General features: G+C 43.5%; 17 protein-coding genes. 2 read left to right on the top strand and 15 right to left on the bottom strand.

The genetic code is table 11. The features are described 5' to 3' along the window. Positions 1–28: 28 nt before the first annotated feature. The 14 genes from AC1DLM_RS01305 to AC1DLM_RS01240 form a co-directional block, all read right to left on the bottom strand. Complete coding sequence (locus tag AC1DLM_RS01305) at positions 29–1,045, bottom strand: SGNH/GDSL hydrolase family protein (RefSeq protein ID WP_477568834.1); 1,017 nt, start codon at positions 1,043–1,045, stop codon at positions 29–31. A gap of 85 nt (positions 1,046–1,130) precedes the next feature. Beyond that, complete coding sequence (locus AC1DLM_RS01300; RefSeq protein WP_477568833.1) at positions 1,131–2,675, bottom strand: extracellular solute-binding protein; 1,545 nt, start codon at positions 2,673–2,675, stop codon at positions 1,131–1,133. An 86-nt stretch (positions 2,676–2,761) separates the two neighbouring features. Then, on the bottom strand, positions 2,762–3,622 hold the full coding sequence (locus AC1DLM_RS01295; protein WP_441987694.1) for a carbohydrate ABC transporter permease: 861 nt from the start codon (positions 3,620–3,622) through the stop codon (positions 2,762–2,764). Continuing rightward, on the bottom strand, positions 3,616–4,476 hold the full coding sequence (locus AC1DLM_RS01290) for an ABC transporter permease (protein WP_477569057.1): 861 nt from the start codon (positions 4,474–4,476) through the stop codon (positions 3,616–3,618). The genes AC1DLM_RS01295 and AC1DLM_RS01290 overlap by 7 nt, the downstream gene beginning before the upstream one ends. Positions 4,477–4,698: 222 nt before the next feature. Then, positions 4,699–6,255, bottom strand: a complete 1,557-nt coding sequence (locus AC1DLM_RS01285) for an MGH1-like glycoside hydrolase domain-containing protein (RefSeq protein WP_477568832.1) — start codon at positions 6,253–6,255, stop codon at positions 4,699–4,701. A gap of 18 nt (positions 6,256–6,273) precedes the next feature. Further along, complete coding sequence (locus AC1DLM_RS01280) at positions 6,274–8,001, bottom strand: FAD-dependent oxidoreductase (RefSeq protein WP_477568831.1); 1,728 nt, start codon at positions 7,999–8,001, stop codon at positions 6,274–6,276. 76 nt (positions 8,002–8,077) lie between these two features. Beyond that, the gene (locus tag AC1DLM_RS01275; protein WP_477568830.1) at positions 8,078–8,551 is read right to left on the bottom strand and encodes an alpha-L-rhamnosidase C-terminal domain-containing protein; all 474 of its coding nucleotides are present in this window, start codon (positions 8,549–8,551) and stop codon (positions 8,078–8,080) included. Next, the gene (locus tag AC1DLM_RS01270; protein ID WP_441987690.1) at positions 8,548–8,823 is read right to left on the bottom strand and encodes an MFS transporter; all 276 of its coding nucleotides are present in this window, start codon (positions 8,821–8,823) and stop codon (positions 8,548–8,550) included. The genes AC1DLM_RS01275 and AC1DLM_RS01270 overlap by 4 nt, the downstream gene beginning before the upstream one ends. 274 nt (positions 8,824–9,097) lie before the next feature. Next, positions 9,098–9,814: an SDR family oxidoreductase gene (locus AC1DLM_RS01265; RefSeq protein WP_477568829.1), complete on the bottom strand. Its 717-nt coding sequence runs from the start codon at positions 9,812–9,814 to the stop codon at positions 9,098–9,100. 24 nt (positions 9,815–9,838) lie between these two features. After that, complete coding sequence (locus tag AC1DLM_RS01260) at positions 9,839–10,870, bottom strand: NADH:flavin oxidoreductase/NADH oxidase (protein ID WP_477568828.1); 1,032 nt, start codon at positions 10,868–10,870, stop codon at positions 9,839–9,841. A gap of 34 nt (positions 10,871–10,904) precedes the next feature. Next, the gene (locus AC1DLM_RS01255; protein WP_477568827.1) at positions 10,905–11,348 is read right to left on the bottom strand and encodes an ASCH domain-containing protein; all 444 of its coding nucleotides are present in this window, start codon (positions 11,346–11,348) and stop codon (positions 10,905–10,907) included. A 138-nt stretch (positions 11,349–11,486) separates the two neighbouring features. Continuing rightward, positions 11,487–12,353, bottom strand: a complete 867-nt coding sequence (locus AC1DLM_RS01250) for an SDR family oxidoreductase (protein WP_477568826.1) — start codon at positions 12,351–12,353, stop codon at positions 11,487–11,489. 92 nt (positions 12,354–12,445) lie between these two features. Further along, positions 12,446–12,862 carry an Rrf2 family transcriptional regulator gene (locus tag AC1DLM_RS01245; protein ID WP_102711436.1) on the bottom strand — a complete coding sequence of 139 codons (417 nt, stop codon included), beginning with the start codon at positions 12,860–12,862 and terminating at the stop codon, positions 12,446–12,448. A 108-nt stretch (positions 12,863–12,970) separates the two neighbouring features. Further along, entirely contained in the window at positions 12,971–13,690 is a 720-nt protein-coding gene (locus tag AC1DLM_RS01240; RefSeq protein ID WP_477568825.1) for a 3-ketoacyl-ACP reductase, read from the bottom strand. A 1,303-nt stretch (positions 13,691–14,993) separates the two neighbouring features. Here AC1DLM_RS01240 and AC1DLM_RS01235 point away from each other — a divergent pair. Next, positions 14,994–15,218: a DUF3231 family protein gene (locus tag AC1DLM_RS01235; RefSeq protein WP_477568824.1), complete on the top strand. Its 225-nt coding sequence runs from the start codon at positions 14,994–14,996 to the stop codon at positions 15,216–15,218. A 1,694-nt stretch (positions 15,219–16,912) separates the two neighbouring features. On the opposite strand, the gene AC1DLM_RS01230 is transcribed toward AC1DLM_RS01235, so the two are convergent. Then, the gene (locus tag AC1DLM_RS01230) at positions 16,913–17,413 is read right to left on the bottom strand and encodes a CBO0543 family protein (RefSeq protein ID WP_441987685.1); all 501 of its coding nucleotides are present in this window, start codon (positions 17,411–17,413) and stop codon (positions 16,913–16,915) included. 248 nt (positions 17,414–17,661) lie between these two features. Here AC1DLM_RS01230 and AC1DLM_RS01225 point away from each other — a divergent pair, with 248 nt between their 5' ends. Further along, the gene (locus AC1DLM_RS01225; RefSeq protein ID WP_477568823.1) at positions 17,662–18,768 is read left to right on the top strand and encodes a GerAB/ArcD/ProY family transporter; all 1,107 of its coding nucleotides are present in this window, start codon (positions 17,662–17,664) and stop codon (positions 18,766–18,768) included. The last annotated feature ends 7 nt before the right edge of the window (positions 18,769–18,775 follow it).

Genomic DNA, 18,775 nt, shown 5'->3' with positions numbered 1-18,775 from the left:
TGTCCCCCCCTCTAGATCCGGCACATCATTAGATCTTTTTTGGATATCTTAGCATGTCGTCAAGCATTGGGTAAATGACTTCAGCCATCCGCATGAATCCGAGATCATTGGGATGACATCCCTCAATCGTGCAAGACTCTCGATTCGTGTCTCCGAAGAAGCGTTCACCGTCAATAAAATGGACGAATTTATCGCCTGCTTCTTTTGCATTGTGATACGTTCTTTGAATAATTGCTCTTCTCTGTGCCGCTTCCTCCGGCTTCAAATCGAAGTCAGGCTTTGTAAGGAAGAGAACGGGAAGCTCAGGTTGATCTCGTCGAATTTCCTTGAAAAACGGTTCATGCGTGCGTTCAAGGTGTTCAATTGTCGGCGCATTGTGATCATAATCCATGATAAAAACACTCATTGCCAATCCGGCAATGTAGACGGCCATTTCGGGTTCCCCTTTTGCCGCGCCTGAAAAACCTAGATTTATATAATCCGCATCCAGCCATCTGGACAGCAGTGCCGTGTAAGCATTAGCTGGCCGGGTAGCACAACCTCCCTCCGTAATCGAAGAGCCATAGAATACCATAGGCAGTTCAAAAGTGTACGGAGTTGGAGGTTCGAGATGGGCATCATCTTCAAGTTCAATTACCATATCTTCCAGTTCAACATTTCTGGGTAAATGGATGGTGATATCTTCTAGCTCATTATTTTTCTCAAAAGTAAGCAAAGCTGTTGTTTCTTCGTAACGCTTAGGCGCAATTAGACCTGCGTAGCGGATATTCATCCTCGAACCGATGTACACATCTGTACCTGCTGAGCCCGATAGAGGTATCGCCCAGTCAACGTAATTGTTTTTCAACTTAACATGTATAGTAATCTTCGTTGAATCGGTGCGGAATCGGATACGTCCACCTACGGGAGACTTCGCTCGCTTTGCTACCCCATCCGACACTTCCCCAAGCATCTCCTCTGGCAGACGCCAAAAACGATGTGGCAATAAATGATGCTGCAGCCCATAAATTTTAATGGGTTCCTGTGTGCAAGGGTATGTTTTCATGGTGATTTCATCTCCTGTATTGTGCTGTTTGCGCACACTCGGTGGGAAAATCCCCCACCGCTTTTGTGTGATGGGGGCCTTCCATTTACTTGGTCAATCCGAGAGCCGCAGCTTGCTTCGTAACCGCATCGGTATACAACTTATAATTGTATGTCCCTTCTAACGTAGCAAGGAATTTGTTGTAGTCCGTGATCGGCGTTTTGCCGTAAACGAATTTCGTCATTTCTTCTTGAATGAATGTGTCCGCATCCGCTTTATTGAAGCCAGTCGGCAAATCGATCATCTTATCCACAACGGGCAAACGCGGTAAATTAGCTTCAAGATCGATAAAGGATGCTTGCCCAGGGAATTTCGTTTTTAAATACGGAAGCTCAGGGCGACCTGTGAATTGGTAAACAAATGTATACCCATTTTCCTTCTTACCTTGGTCTGTAATGCTGATCTTATCGCCGTCCACTTTAAAGTGAACATCTTTAACCCCGTAATCAACTAAGTTATTGCCTTCTGTTGTAGAAACATAATTGAGAAGCTCAATAATTTTATTCAGCTTATCCGGTTGTTTCTCGAGCGACTTCGGAAGAACGATCATCGCGCCTGAAGCACCAACATCCTTGGTACCAGCAAATTGCAGACCGTTCGGTCCCTTTAGCGCCGACAGTTGAACCCAATCTGCATTTGGATTGGCTTGCTTCCAGACTTTTACCTGCTCATCACGAACAATACCGCTCCAGCCATCATAAATGATGCCAACTTTCCCCTGATACGCCTTATCCTTGGATGCATTCCCTTTGTTGCTCAAAAACTCTGGATCGACGATGCCAGCATCAATAAACTTTTTCACTGAAGATAACGCATCTTTCATAGCCGGGTCATAAAGTGCGTTAGTTAATTTTCCATTTAATAAAATACTTGGCGTTAACGACGAGGAACTATTGGTGACCCCGTAAGCGCCATATACAGGCGCAAAGGTATCCATACCTGTCCCCGTGATTCCGAGCGTATCCTTCTTGCCGTTGCCATCAGGATCATTCTCGGTAAATGCCTTTGCTACATTAAACAATTCATCAACTGTTGTTGGCGCTTTTAATTGCAATTTATCAAGCCAATCTTTCCTGATCCAGTATGTAAAAATGGTAATGCCAGGCGCCTTAGGCAATGCAATCTGCTTACCACCGACAACGCCCTTTGGCAATTGGTCTGCGGTTACAAATTTCTTGTAATCGGCCAACTTGTCGAGATAAGGCCCCATATCAAGCAGCACACCGCTTTGGGAGAGTTTCTGTACCAGATCTTTCGATACCAGCATGAGATCCGGGGGATTTCCTCCCGCAATTCGAGTGTTTAGTTTGGTTACAAAATCATTGGCTTCCATCGTCATCATCAAATCGGTATTTAGCTTTTTATTCAGTTCGTTCTTCACAAAATCTTCCTTAGGAAATCCAGGTCCATCGGCAGAAGTGACAGTCCCTTCTTGCATGACTTCAATTTTCACTGGAGCTACGGCTGGTTTCGTCGATGCCGTTCCTGCCGTTCCTCCCGTTGATACAGCGGTTTCTGAGGATTTGGTGCTCGAACATGCTGCAAGTAGCGTCATTGCAAGAAAAATAGCGGTTACAGATTTCTTTTTCATGTTTACCCCTTCTTTCACTTATTATTTTATATGTGAACGCAATGTCTCGTCTATCTGAATGCGAGATCTTGCTATACACTTTCGATTCAACCCTTAATGGCCCCGATTAGAACGCCTTTTGTAAAATATTTCTGAATAAATGGATACACCACTAGAATGGGTAGACTTGCGGTAATGACAGAAGCCATCTGCAAGGTCGGCGTAGGCACGATATTCTCCGTTGCGTTATCCACCGAATTACTTAAGAGCAGCAGTTTACGCACAACAATTTGCAGCGGATTTAAATCTGCGTCCGTAATGTACAGAACTGCTGGGAAAAAGCTATTCCAATTGGACACGGCATAGAACAAACCTATGGTCATTAGCGAAGGCACCGACAGCGGAACGACGATGCGGAACAAAATGCTCAAATCGCCAGCTCCATCGATTCTTGCAGACTCAAACAACTCCTCGGGAAGTCCTTCAAAAAACGTTTTCATAATCAACAGGTTATAGGTTGCGACTGCGCTTGGAATAACCAAGGCCCAGATGGTATTTAACATGCCTAAGGATTTGACGAGCAAGTACGTCGGTATTAATCCGCCACTGAATAGCATCGTAAATACGATCATAAGTAGAATAAAGGTGCGTCCTCGTAATGATTTTCGACTAAGCGAATAGGCGCCAAGCATCGTAATTAGCAAGTTAATAGCCGTACCCACCGTCGCAGTAAATAAAGACACCAGCATGGATTGCGGCAACTCTCTGGTCTGGAAAAGATATTTGTAAGCTTCAAACGTGATCGATTTGGGGAAAATAAGAAATCCCCCGTTTTTAATCACTTCCCCATAAGGTGTGAGCGACATCGATAACACAAAGAGAAGTGGGAAAAGACTTGCAATACCTACTACACAAAGAATTAAATTAATAACAGCACCTGCTGCTCGTTCCCCGCGATTGATTACCATATGCCCCCACCMCATCTTCTTGCAATCTTATTGGCGGATAGCACAAGCATCAAACCAATGACCGATTTAAATAATCCTACTGCAGATGCCAAACTGAAATTCAATTGTTCAAGCCCCGTACGATAGACCCACGTATCGATGATATCGCCTACAGCGTAGACTCGAATATTATAGAAGATGAACACTTGATCGAACCCTGCATCCAAGATGTACCCCAATTTTAAAATTAAAAGCAGCATGATCACATTCGATATACCCGGCAGTGTAATACTCCAGATCCGTCGTAAACGTCCCGCCCCATCCATCATCGCAGCTTCATACAGCGAGGGATCTATGCCTGCAATAGCAGCAATATAAATGATCGCTCCCCAGCCAAGATCCTTCCAAATGTCGGTCCCGACGAGTACTGAGCGAAACCACTCAGGTTCACCTAGAAATGAAATTGCCTCATACCCTAGGTCGCTGATCCAGCGGTTCAGCAGTCCATTCGTCTCGGAAAGAAACGCCACCGCGATCCCATACACGATAACCCACGACAAAAAGTGGGGCATGTAACTCAACGTTTGAATCCATCTTTTTAACAAAACGCTTCGGCTCTCATTTAGCAAAATAGCTAACAGGATGGACGGCAACATACCGAAGATTAACTTGTAGCAGCTGATCAACAGCGTATTGCCAAACAACCGAGAGAAATACGGTGAACTATAGAACATATCAAAGTATTTATACCAAGGATGAGCCCAATCCGAACCCCCGATTCCCGATAAAATGTTATAGTCCTTAAACGCGATAATAGCACCGTACATCGGTATATATTTAAAAATGACATACCAGGCTATAAGCGGTAAAAGCATGAAGTAAAGCACTCTATTCTTCCACAATCCTGCCAATTGGCATTACCTCCATCAACTCTTTGTTGTACCTTCATTATCCCATGCAGCCGCTCTTCAAATAAGGAAGAGATTTATTCATCAGCAGTAACAAATTTACTTACTTTTAGGGATCATTCGGCTCTATATACATGCAAAAAAGGCCTCCGCCATTCTTTCTGGCAGAGACCTATTCGTGGCATCATGTTATCTGGCAAATGGGTAGTCAAAAGCCACTTGCTTCTTCTTGATCACGCTATTATTTTCGATGACATACACTTCATTTGGCTTGATTGTAAAGTCAAAGCTTTGCTCTTCGATTTGCAAATGAATAGCTGTCGCCTCCGTATCGATCCCGATGATTTCTTTGACTTGCCCTTGTAGATCGGTAACAATTCTAACTCCTGTTGTAGCGTTAAACATTTGTTTGTCATTCATATAGCAGCTGAAACAACCTTCTTTACTCTTAAGTGTAAAGCTATCTTGCGCCCATCGCTGAGTATAGCTTCTTTCGAATTCCCCGTCCTGAAGGCCACCCCAATAAACTTCATCCTTGGATATACTCACGCCATAAAGCCGTGAATGGTATTCTAATACGGAAAGTATGGCAGGCCCATACCCATCTTTTGCCTTGCTTGGTTCAGCTGTGAAAGGATCAAATTGCTGAGGAAAGAATAAGTGCTTTTCCAGTACACCCAAATAAATTTTTCCTAATAAAGTAATTTCCGCATAATGCCCATAGTTCTCCAGCGCCTGAATCGCTCTTTGGTAGGTTAGACTTTCCGGCTGCCCGCTCCAATTATTACTCGCAATATTCCTAAAAAGTGGATCATTGACTGCGATGGAGGGCAATGGCATCATTGTCCAGAACTCTTCAGGATTCAGCATATGGAAAGCAATAAATTCATCGGCCATGTCCTGGGTAAAGCCGCCATAATACATGACCCTGAGATTATTATGGGTAAGCACATCCATAAACTCGTTATTACAATCTCTGTCGTAACAAGCGTGCTTGTCAGGACGCCATAGGTAGGACCTTATTTTATGCCTAACTTCGTCCGCTTTCTCCTGCCAATAGGCCTCTTGTCCGTTCCCTAATTCTTTGGAAATGACAGCAAGGACATCTCTTCCACTACAGGAGTAACCCATGACATCCATGGATTCGTAAGGAACTTGACCTAAGCCAGATGGCGGTGTTTCGCCTGCCCAACTATCCGGCGCCCCCGCCAGGCGTGTACAGTGATCTTCTCCGGTATCCCACACACACCAGGTTTCCAGACAGCCGTCTCCATCGGAATCTCGGTATTTCCAGAGATAGCTATCAAATCCTTCTAGCACATCGTATAGCTTCTGAAGATAATTCTTATCCTTCTTCATCCAGTAATACATGTTCAACGCTGGCACTGGAAAACAATAGCCCTGGAACCAAGCAAAATCCGCTTGTAATTTTCCTTCTATGACCGAAATCATCCCCGGCAGCCGGCCATCTTCCCTTTGATTTTCCATAAAAATCAGTTGGTTATTCAGCGCTGCCTCCATATCGCGTTTGGCGTACATTTCTCCGCCCATCGGCTGCGTTTCCAACCACACATTGGGATAGTAAGACCCCTCTACCAGTACCTTTTTATCTAAAAAAGTTTGAATGTTCTTCTTTGCCATGTCTTCACACAGGTCGTATAGCGTTTGCAAGGAACGATTATTCGTAGCATAAATCACTTCTGTTTCCGGCAGCTTTGTTACATCGATATTCAGGCATCTATTCATCTTAACTCACCCCACCCTTTATTCATTGATGTCCCATGAAAAAATATGTACGTGGTCCGATCCCCAAGTACATAAAGGGATTAGGCGCAGCGCTTTTGTTTGAATATCGACCTTCAGCTTCCGCAGCCTTTGATAATTATTGGTAATCGTCAGTAGTTCCATCCAACAGTCGTTACCATCTAGAAACTCCACTTTAAAATCCTTTAACATCGTTAATGGTACATGCCATTTGTTATTATTTAGTGGGTAGCTATTCGGCATATTTCTGATGATCCGGTTCAAATGGCTGTCAAAGACAAACCGCAATTCACTTATTTGTTGAGGTTGGTCAAAGCTGTAGGAAATCCAATCCCCTACACTTCCTGTCCATCCGTTATCATTGTCTCCAATCGATCTGTCAAAACCGTTCCTAAGTGCTTCCGCATCTCCGTTGGATGCCTGCAATCTGGCCATTTGCGTTATTAGCGGCAGTTTCCTTTGGTGCCAAGGTAGATAGCTGTCATCATCCATCAGCATTTGCTGCAGCTGTCGTATTTTAGTTTGATAGACGCCTCTTGGCGTCAGATTTTCCTTAACCGCTATTGCTGCTGCCGTGCCAATCGCCTGCCCCAGCATGGAACAGGTTCCCATGACACGGGTTGAACTAAGTGCCGCATGCGTGGCGCTAAGATTCCTTCCTGCGAAGAATAAGTTTTCTATATTCCTCGAATACAGGCTCCGGTAAGGAATTCCGTATGGTGAGGGAGCACGATGGTAAATGGTAGGATGACCGCCTTTGTAATAAAAGCCTTCAGGGAAGTGATCATCCATGCTCCAGCCGCCATAGGCCACTAGGTCATCGAACTTCCCTTCTGCTTCGATGTCATTTTGCGTGAGGATGTGATCACCTATATAGCGGCGGCTCTCCCTTTTACCAGGCAAGAAACCGATCCAATCAATCACCCAGTTCTCTACACCATGATCGCCCTGATTCTTCATATGATCCCAGACACCAAACACGACTTTCAGAAGCTCATCCCGTATTTCTTCCGTATCATGAATGGAATCACGATCGCCTCCCAGCTCAATCCACCAGAAATTCGTCCGTTTATCGTGTGGTCGATGCGGTAGATCCTCATCACTTGTAAAGGTGTGTGCCCAGGTAGGCGGTATAAAAGGCTGCGGCTTATCCGTTTCGCGGATTTGGAATAGGCAGCTTAAGCCCATCGTTTTTTCATCTGCCACTTCTGGCTCAATCGATTCGTTGAATTCACTTGCCGCTTCTCTGCCGATTCGGTATGCCGCGCCAGTTAATGGAGCTAGGATGCCATCTCCTGAACAGTCCGCAAAGTAATTAGCTTCTATGGTATGCCAAGTCTCGGTCGTTAATTGCCAACCCTTTACCGATTTAATGGTAGTACCTTCCATTTCCGTACCCAAGCAGCTGCAATTTAGCAGTAGCGTAATATTTTCTTCAAAACGCATTTTTTCATAAAGCACACTATCCCATATCGAAAAGTTGGGGGTGTTATTTCGGTACAGGTTCTCCAGTTCAATCTCTTCCAGCAGCCCTGATTCACGATTGTTCTTACCATGGGCACCGCCTATATTCATCCTTATCTCTGAAGAGGCATTTCCACCCAGAACAGGTCTATCTTGCATCAAAACAACCTTCACACCACGCCTTGCAGCGGCTATAGCCGCACACATACCCGTCATGCCTCCGCCAATAATGCATAAATCTGTTTGATGATGTCTATCTCTCATACGAATCTATTCTCCTTTAATCGCGCAGTCGTGACTCCATTATCACCTGCAACCGCGCTTCAAATAAGGAATAGATTTATTGATCATCAGTAACAAATTTATTTACTTCACGTTTGACAAGGTAGACCTCCAGCCAACTTCCATCACTTGGAATCGCCACTTCAAATTTCTCACCATGTTTGTCATATCGAAGAACACCCTGCCCAACTGTTGCCCTTACACAAATACGTTCATCATTCATATCTAGCTCTACCTCCCCTTTGGCCGTTGGAACCGTTCCTTTCAACCACGCTAGACCGCCAAGATGGGGCTCCACGACAAAGGTTTCATAACCCTGACTTACTGGCTTCACGCCAAGGAAATACTTTCCAATTAAGTAAATTGGGCTAGCCCCCCAAGCATGACAGAGACTCTTACCAAAAGGCATCCCATACATCCCGTAATGCTCATCATCCGCCATAGTCGGGTCATACTCCTCCCAGAAGGACGTTGCTCCCCGTTCCATCATGCCGCCCCAGTAAGAAAGGATCTTCTCTGCGCACAACATCATGCTCCCCGCTTTCGCAGAAACGGAAGACTAATGAACTGCATTCCAGCTAACATCCATCCGGCGGTAGCGATGCTCATTCCCCGCTCATGAAGCAGCTCCGGTAACCAATTGGCATTGATATAGAACAGAAAAGATTGCAGACCCATGAACAAAGTAACTTGCCAGGCCAGTTTGGAGCGCCAGACAGAGCCTCCTTTAGCTGGAGTAGAGGCATAGGTGCGGCGACTCCGCAGCTGCGGCAGCCAACACAAAACCGCGAGTCCTGCTAACAATGCCCAGCACCCTAATGACCCTCTCCAACCTAATCCGGCTCCAACCGAGAGAGATATGCTTATTCCGGAGGCCAGCGCTCCGAATATATTAGGCTCCAGTCATGGGTCCAACTTGGTCAGGAAAGTCCCTTTTAATTAAACTAGGCAGAAGCACATTCCCAACCGCAATTGCAAGCCCAATGACCAGCTTGTTTGAAAAATAGGCCATGAACTCTACTCGCGTAGATATTCATGACCTTCTCAGTGCATTTATAATATGTTTTACGTACTCAGTTTAGGACAGGAGCGCCCCGCCCTCAATCAGGATAACGGAGCCAGTGGTGAATCCGTTTTTCGCAAGGTAAACATAAGCTTCGGCAATATCTTCCGACTGCGCGATCCGTCCGACAGGCAATTGGCGCGCAATGGCGTTGAACATGGATTTCCGGTCTTCCTCCGGCATACCTGCGTAGACAGGCGTATCTACGATTCCGGGAGAAACCACATTGACCCGAATCGGGGCAAGATCCACCGTCAATCCCCGCATTAAACCCTCCAACGCAGAGTTGATCGCAGCCAACGTGGATGCCCCCTTCGGAGGCCGTTTGCCGTAAACGCCGGAAGTCAAGGAGATGGAACCTTCTTGATTCAAATAGGGGATAGCCGCTTTAACGGTGATATACTGGCCCCAGAACTTGCTGTCGAAAGCAGTTTGCGCCTGTTCAACCGGCAATTCGCGGAACTCACCCATCGTGCCTTCGCCCGCGGTGATCACCAAGTGATCAAACTTGCCAACCTTTTCGAAAAATTCCGCGGCTTTCTCTTCACTCCGAAAATCCAGCTCGTAAGCTTCAATATTCCCGCCAAGCGTTTGTTTGGCTTCCGAGAGCTTGGCAGCGGAACGGCTTGCGATAACTACCTTTGCCCCTTCATCCAGAAATGCCTTGGCAGTCGATAATCCAATACCTGATGTGCCTCCTACAACTATGACTCGCTTCTCTTTCAATGACATTCGAATAGCCTCCCTATTTTCCCATTAATGATAAGCCCGCTCATATTGCTTTGGAATGGTGGTATATTCACTTCTAAGCGATTTAGCAGCATGGATAGTCCAGTAAGGATCTCGAAGCATGCCACGGGCGATAGCCACTAAATCCGCTTCTTCGCTGCAGATGACGGATTGAGCAAGTGCCGGGTCCTCAAGCATGCCTACAGCTACGACGGGCACCCCAAGAGCCTCCCGAATTTTACGCGCAAAAGGAACTTGATAACCTGGGTAGTTGCCAGGCTTTCTTTCCCCTACGGGTCCTTCCCCGCCAGAACTTACATGAAAGACATCTACACCTGCTGCATGGTAAGCTTTAGATAACTTAATGGCATGTTCCATACCATAACCCCCATCCGCATACTCTACGGCAGTGATTCGGAAAAATAACGGCATATCTGCAGGCATTTCCTTTTTGACCGCCTGTATGACCTCTACCCCAAATTTGGTCAGGTCTTGTCCATACGCATCTTCTCGTTTGTTGGTAAAAGGGGATTGAAACTGATGAATTAAATATCCATGCGCCCCGTGAAGCTCAATCATATCTACGCCTGCCTGAACAGCCCGGCGGGCTGCATCAGCGTAGAGCTGTACCATCTGATTTACCTCATCGACTGTAAGTGCACGGGGCATCTTATAGCGGGATCCCGGATATGGTATAGCGGAAGGGGCCACTGGCTCTTTAGCATCTTCCGCTTTTCGGCCAGCATGAGCAATTTGAATCCCAATCTTGGCCCCGTGAGCATGAACCCCATCAATAATTCTGGCAAATGCCGGAATATGGTCATCGGACCAAATCCCTAAATCAAAGTCGGTTATTCGACCATCCGGCTCAACGTCCGTCATTTCCATGATGATCAAGGCTGCACCGCCAATTGCGCGGCTAAGGTAGTGAACATAATGCCATTCGTTGGGTTTGCCATCCCTAGCGGTTACGGAATATTGGCACATGGGGGCCATGACTACCCGATTTTTCAATTGTAAACCTTTAATTTCATAAGGAGAAAATAAGTGATTGCTCAAGTCAGAACCTCCATTAATTGACTGTTTACATAGGTCATATCATCAACTCTTCGCCTATCGGATATTCCCATAGTCCCAGTTTTCCCTTCACAGGAATATAGGGCTTCAGCAGACGGAAACCCGCTATTTCCCACGCAAAATAACCTGGACTGTAATCGCCTAACAGGAAGTCATCCCCCGTCACGACCTTCCCGCAATCCAGAATGGCTGACGTATGGTTAGCGTCGATGACTTGATAACAATTGGTAAGCTCGCAAGTTGCAAGGATAACCCCCGTAGGGAGGTTTTGTTCCGTATAGCAATTCTTGGCGAGTAAAGAGCAGATGGGTTCATATTTGCAGGCCTGCTTATCGACTTTCTGGCTTGCATGAATGGCCAACGGTCCGCGATACCGGGTCTTCCAGGATCTTGTTTCATAGAGAGTCTCGCCTTGGACAAGCAGAGTCGCCCACGGTTGAATCATGGATAATACTTTCATTCCTCTACGCTCCATTACTGTTCATAATGAAGTACTATTCCCCAAACATTCTCTAGACTTTCCATACACGCATAAAAAAGACGCAATCCCTCCGGTCGCATTAGACCTTCGGGAACAACCTCTGTTTCGCACGCTCAATTAAGCCTGAATTTCGTTTACGATTTGACGTAGACCCTCTTCGAGTGACGTGGCCGGACGTCCAAGCAGCTTCTGAAGATCATTGCTCTCGACTTCCAATGCGCCATCGCGAATCGCACTCTGAATTCCAACCAGAATCGGAACGACCGGTTCAGGTACACCTACGCTGCTCATTATGCTGGCATAAGTTTCGTCATCCACTTGTTGAACGGGAACTTCCCGGCCCAAGACACCGGCAAGGACAGAAGCTAGCTCTTCTTGTGTAGCAAGTTTGCCGGACAGCTCATACACGGAATTCTCATGGCCAACGCCCGCCAGTACGGCTGCAGCTGCCTGTGCATAATCGCGACGGGTCGCCCAGCCTACTTTGCCGGATCCCGCCGAAGTCAACCAAGGTGCTCCTCCAAGGACTGCTTGAATGCTGCTAGTCTCGTTCTCCAAGTACCAGTTATTGCGCAGGTAGGAATAAGGAATCCCCGAGTTTCTGATGGCTTCCTCAGTGGCACGATGCACCGGCGCAAGGAATATCGTGTTCTCGCTAGCGTTTCCTAAACTGGTATAAGCAATGAAACCGACATTAGCGCGCTTAGCAGCCGCTACAGCCGCAGTATGCTGGCGAGTCCGAGTTTCGTTGTCGCCGTCCGTGGAAACGATCAAGAGGCGGTCGATACCTGCGAACGCTTTATCTAGCGTATCCGGCTGTTCAAAATCCCCAAGCCTTACATCAACGCCGCGAGCTCGAAGGCTTCCCGCTTTCTCCGGGTTGCGAACGCTGACGGCAAGATCCTTAGCCGGTACGGTTTCCAATAAAGTTTCTACTACAAGTGATCCCAATTTCCCTGTTGCGCCTGTCACCAAAATTTTCATCGTAATTCCTCCTATAGTATGAATCTAATAATCACAGTCGTCATAACTACTTCGGTTACAACGACGGCAAAAAAAAAGCTCTTAGAGCTTTTTTACACAAACTGAGAAGCTAGCTGGCTTAAGTTCACTTGAGCCAACCTTTGTTCCATCGCGGTTTGGGCTTCCTTCATTTCCGAACGAAGAGCCGCTTCAATATTCCGGCCAACTGGGCATTGGAGATTCGGTTCATCGTGAAAATTAAACAGTTGACCGTCCTCGATGACTTCCACGGCGCGGTACACGTCCAGAAGCGTGATCTGATCGGAATCCTTCAGCAAGGAAGCGCCGCCCACCCCGAGACGAATGTCTACCAAACCCGCCTTCTTAAGCATCCCCATTATCCTGCGGATTATAACTGGATTCGTATTCACGCTGCCCGCTATGAAATCGCCGGTACAATCTTTGGAGCTAACTGCGATCAGAGAAAGGATATGGACAGCAATGGAAAATCTGCTACTAATCTGTTTCACTTTAGCATCACCACCGTTGTAACCATTTTAGTTACTTCGCGACAGAATGTCAACCCATAACCCGGCCAAAGTTAATTTTCGAGTTCATTGTCCCATTCGATTCCAATCTTATTGAGGGTTGGTTGTCCAAATTCCAGCGGATTTGACGAATACACGCTGTGGTAATTTTAAAGTCATCAGAATCAACTCTGCCACATCCTCCGGCTGCATCATCCGATCCTCTTCTCCTATTTTCAACCCTGCATTGGATGCCAGCTCGGTGTTAACGGTACTTGGTGTAAGGGCCGTTACCCGAATATTGGATTTCCGTACTTCCTGCATAAGGGATTCGGTCATTCCGATCACCGCAAATTTGGAGGCGCTGTAGGCGGAAGCAGTAGCGTTTCCGCGCTCGCCGGCGGAGGAAGAAATATTAATAATAGAACCGCTGCTTTGTTTCAGCATGGCAGGCAGAGCAGCACGAGTTACGTAGTAGGTCCCAAGGACATTCGTTTTGATGATATTCTCCCACACATCGGGATCCATATCGAGCAGTGTACCGAACTGCGCCATTCCCGCATTATTAAGCAAAATATCGATGGACCCGAGTCTTTCGATCAAATTGGAAACGGCGGCATCCACTTCAGCCTTAACAGAAACATCAGCGGTTGCAATAAAAACTTTAATTCCATAAGTTCGGGTCAATTCTGCCTGTAAAGACTCCAAGTCGCTGTTCGTTCTTGCCATTAAACCAAGCTGTACGCCTTCTGTGGCCAAAGCAATCGCAGTCGCCTTTCCGATTCCTTTCCCCGCTCCGGTAATAATTGCTGTCTTATTGTGCAATTCCATGAACATCTCTCCCATTCAATCGTTTAATTGATCCAATCTGGACAAACTAAAAAAAGATGATTTTCAGCATCTCTCAGCTCCTGCTCATTAACAATCATAATTCCCATTTTTGGTGTTGAGCATGTGCTTCAAAATCATGCAGTGAAAAAGTAAGTTGCTACAGTTATTTTAACTATTTTACAATAAGAAAAACCGTCCTTGCGGACGGCCTCTGGCGATTGAGTTCAGTTTGGCGAGTGGGAGGGCAGCAAGGTGGGCTACGATTCACCATATCTAGTTTTTCAGCCGCGCGACATATCCATTGGCATACCTTTTTCTATTCGAATGGCTATAGCCTTCGTTCTGCCGAATCTACCTTGTACTTCACACCTCATATTCTGTTAAACATGACGCACGCAGGAGTATTGGCGGGATGGTTTCKGGATACATGGTTCCGTCATTCCCATCCTCGGTTGTAAAATTAATATTACTGCTGTAATCTTCTTATTCATAAATTCATTCCGATAGGTTTCTGAAAAGTTGAGTTCCTCTTTGTGTGTTGTAAAAGTACGAGTCTCATAAGGGGATTCATAAGCGATTAGACTTCCTTCATTCAAGATTCGTTTGCTCTCGCTTGGGCCGCTCTAATATTTCTTGATCTACATGAATAAATTACACTTTTAGCCATAAAAATATCCGCTCTCACGCAGACCTCAATAGATATATGTGTTTTAACAAAAACAGCGGATGCAATTTCTCCTTACAAGAAGTTAGTAGTCTAAACGACCATTCATTCCAAATATCCATAGTTTGGGATTAATCAAAGATTTTAAGAATAAGAAGATCCCCAAAGCGTTATAAACCATGGACTTTAATTTGTGGATTTTTCATCCTGACTTTATTTATAATCATCAGATAATGGGTACTTATTTATTCAATTGTCGAATTAGCTTTACAAATCTTCGGTAGAATTACGTACGAAATGGCTGKACTTATTGGCATTGTGTGATGTTTGATTGCATGATGTTTCCTATGCTTAGACTACATCATCTCAACCCACTACGTGCATACCTTTTTTCGCTAATAATCATTTTAGCCCTAATGTGGTACTTCAAAATTCCAAAAGAGTGAATAGTTGATTGGTTTTATCCCTTATTTGACTGTACCCTAATATAGAAAAAGCGGCAGCCGTGGACGAGAAAATAAAATCCTAGACTTTCGTTATTTAATTTAACTAACAATCTGCGTTTAGATGATAGTATTGCAAAATGTGTACTGCGCTACTTCTAGAATAAAGTAGAGGATACCGAAGTAAAACACATACATGAATCAGGACTTTCATATCTCCAATAATCATATTGAAGTACTGACTAATCTTTTTACTTCTGAAGATTTCCCTGTTCCGCAAGGTTTTACTGATAAAGATGTCAACGTAAATGCAAAGCTGTTGTTCTCGGATAGCTTCTTCCTGTATTCGCGGTCAGATACTAAGAAGCTCTTCCACGACTGTATTATGCAAAACGTGGCTCTTGACCAAAAGGTTACATAAGTCATTCAATCAAAATGTTTCTAAATCTTCAACAATCTATCCTCTCAAAACAATCAATTTGGAAATCATTGGATTAACAATATTTGTATTTTAATGGAATCAACACCAATTGAGACAGCTATAATCACTGTCCCGACTGATTTCGTTATTTGAAACTAATTTTTACTACCCTTCCCCACTTTTATTGAATATTCAACCTTTTTCATTCCTTGCTCGGCACTCAACAATTTCCGTGTCAGATGAAGAATAAAAATATACAAAATATAGGTAACAATATAGACAAAGAAGGAATACCATAATCTCCAACCTTTATATGTAAACACTTGGAAAAAATCAGCTAACCATTCAAAAAACAATGAAATTAGAGAAAAACCGATTAAAAAGAGGATCCGATTCATTCCTTTCAAATTCCATTTATCATAAAAGTACAAAAAAATGTACGTGTATAAAGGATAATTAAAATAATAAATGAAAATATCCATTATCTCTAATTTTGAACTATCACTTACGTCATACAAATCAAATGGTTTAACAGCTATAAGTGAATCGACTGTCTGCGAAATAAATACAGTAAGTACAAAAAATACAGTTATTGATAGTGAACAAAAGCGTTTTGGAAGCAATATTACTATGGTTAGCAATACAGCAAATGAAAGTAATGTAAACCATTCATTTATGTCGAATCGTTCGGGTGGGTATAGTATCACAGTTATCACACTTTCTAAGCATTTTTCGGAACAATAAGCTAAAACAAAATGACTCAACCAATACTACATACCACAAGACGATTGAATACCCAAAATTCCATCCGATAAATTTCAAAATGCCTAAATAATGAAATACAACATACAAACCTGTCAAACCAAAAAACCATAGCCCTAAAAAAAGCATTTTGATGAGAAACCGTGTTTTATTGTGAAAAGAAAATAAAAGCCAAATAGTTGCACTAGGCATAACAATTAACTGATTCATCTTATAAAAGAAAAAAGTGGAAAGTGACCTCGAAAACTCGATCAGATTTAAATTATCAAAAATTGCAGATTGTGACTGCTCAATCACAACTACTATGACCATATAATATATGATTTTCTCAATAGGTCGGAAAATTTTACGCATAAATCGCAATGTATACAAAATCCCAATGCATATAAAAAGCAAAACAATATTCAATATCACCACGAACTTAACCTCCACGGATATAAAAAATATATATTGTTTACGATTCCCATGTAAGCGTACCGTATACATTTTTGACAATCATAGATATTGCTATTATGAAAAATTGCAGGTGCAGCATTAGAGAATTACAAAATTTTTACTGAAATCATTTCACTTGCCAATCCCTTAATAGCTGCCAAATCCGTTAACAAACGGACTCCCCACCCAATTCGATTCATCATTTGAATTGTACACCTCATAGCCACGGTTTATTCACTTCTGCCTTTCGTGTCCATGAAAATCAGAGTAATCATTTGTGCTACACCATGTCTAGGTGAAATAATGACCTAGCACTTGCGCATCCCCTATGCTCCATCGCATTAGTAATCCACATGTTAGATATAACAATGGAGCTTATAGGGTTGGAAGTCACGGTCCCCCCGACATCGTCCCATTGTACTCACTTGAGTTCTCTTTTCATTCCAATCGAAAGTAACACGGGGTGTAACAACATAGCATCTTGACCAATCGACTATTCAATTTAGTGGAACTTTGAAATACCACATTAGTACTACGATAATTATTAACGATAAAAAGTAGGCACGTAGTGGTTTAGTATGATGCAGTCTAAGCATAGGAAACATCATGACATCAAACATCACTGAGTGCCAAAAAGTCCAGCCATTATCATATGAGATTCTACCAGAGATCTGTAAAGCTAATTCGACAAGTGAATAAATAAAAACCCATTTGAATAAGTACTTAATCTGCTTTAATTTAGTCGTAGTAGGGTATCTTGAGAGGAACAAAAGAACGCTTAGGGGCATTGTTATTACTGCATATACAATGACCGTTATCTGATGATTATAAAGAAAGTCGGGATGAAAAACCCACAAAGTAAAGTCCTTGGTTAGATATTCATACAGAAGACCACCAGCCAGGATAAAGAGCATAGTTGTGTGATACTTGTGCCAGTTCTTCCAATCTGCCCAACGCCAAACTGAATAAATAGTAAATAGAGTTATTACAACATGCATAGAATTTGACCACCTTCGTATCTTATACAACATATCGCATGTTGTAAGCTTTATTTTACCCACATTTTTTTGATTAATCCAAATTATGGATATGAAATAACAAGTAGTAGAGTACACCCCTTTGCAATTCGAAGAGGTGTATTTTCTATGGCAATCATCGTGCAAACAATTGGGTAAGCTGTCTTTATTGATGATTTTTGGAAATATGGGGAATAGTATCAATAAATTGAATCATTAGTGAGGGAAGTATGGAAGACGTTAAAATATCCGTGAGCCAATTTGCAGTACTCGTAATGATATTTACGATTGGAACTACAATCCTGGTTATTCCATCGGGGCTTGCTGTGGATGCTAAACAGGATGCCTGGCTCGCCGCTATAATCGGAGTTGGCCTTAATTTATTAGTCGTCTGTTTATACAACAAGGTTGGAGATTATTTTCCGAACATGGGCCTTACTTCATATAATGAAATATTATTTGGGAAATGGCTGGGGAAGCTGCTCTCCCTAGTATTTATTTTCTTTACATTTGTCGGCGCAACTACGGTCTTGTTTTATATGGGGAATTTTGTGAACACACAAGTTATGCCTGATACACCCATTCAAGCTCTCAATCTTATTTTTGGCATCGTCGTTGTCATGGGTGTGCGTCTTGGACTTGAAGCCATAGTCCGCGCGGCAGAGATTTTTTTTCCATGGATCATTCTGCTATTTATTATTTTGGTTATATGTCTCGTACCGGAGATTCAATTTGATAAGTTGCAGCCCATGTTCACAGTTGGATATAAACCCCTGATAAAAGCGGCTTTGTCGGTTGCTGGTACTTCTTCACTTCCTTTTATCGTGCTGTTCATGGTATTCCCAGCTCATGTCAATCAAAATCAAAAAACGAAAAAAGCTTTCCTGATTGCTACCTTATTAGGCGGTTTTTGTTTCGTAATGATCACTTTTTTATGCATAACCGTATTGGGAAATAAAATAACTGCAAGTCATATGTTTCCAAGCTATGCTTTAGCCAAACAAATAAACATTGGCAATTTTTTGGAACGTGTTGAAATCCTAATTGCAGGGATTTGGTTTCTAACGGTTTATTTTAAGACAACTTTTTATTTTTATGCTTTTGTTATGGGTCTAGCTCAAATATTGAATATAAAAGATTATCGACCGCTTGTTTTACCATTAGGAATGATTATGGTTGTTTATTCACTTGTTGTTTATCCCAATGTTGCTTATATGGCAGAGTTTGATTCCAAAACTTATATTCCTTATGTAATAACTATTGGGCTAGTGTATCCACTACTCATACTGGGGGTTGGAGCCATTCGAAAGCCATTGTCAAAGAATAAGAATACTTGAGTAGGAG

This window comes from Paenibacillus sp. 01T442 (assembly GCF_056398345.1).
Note: the sequence above shows the minus strand (reverse complement) of the source record. Positions and strands in the feature narration are given on the sequence as shown.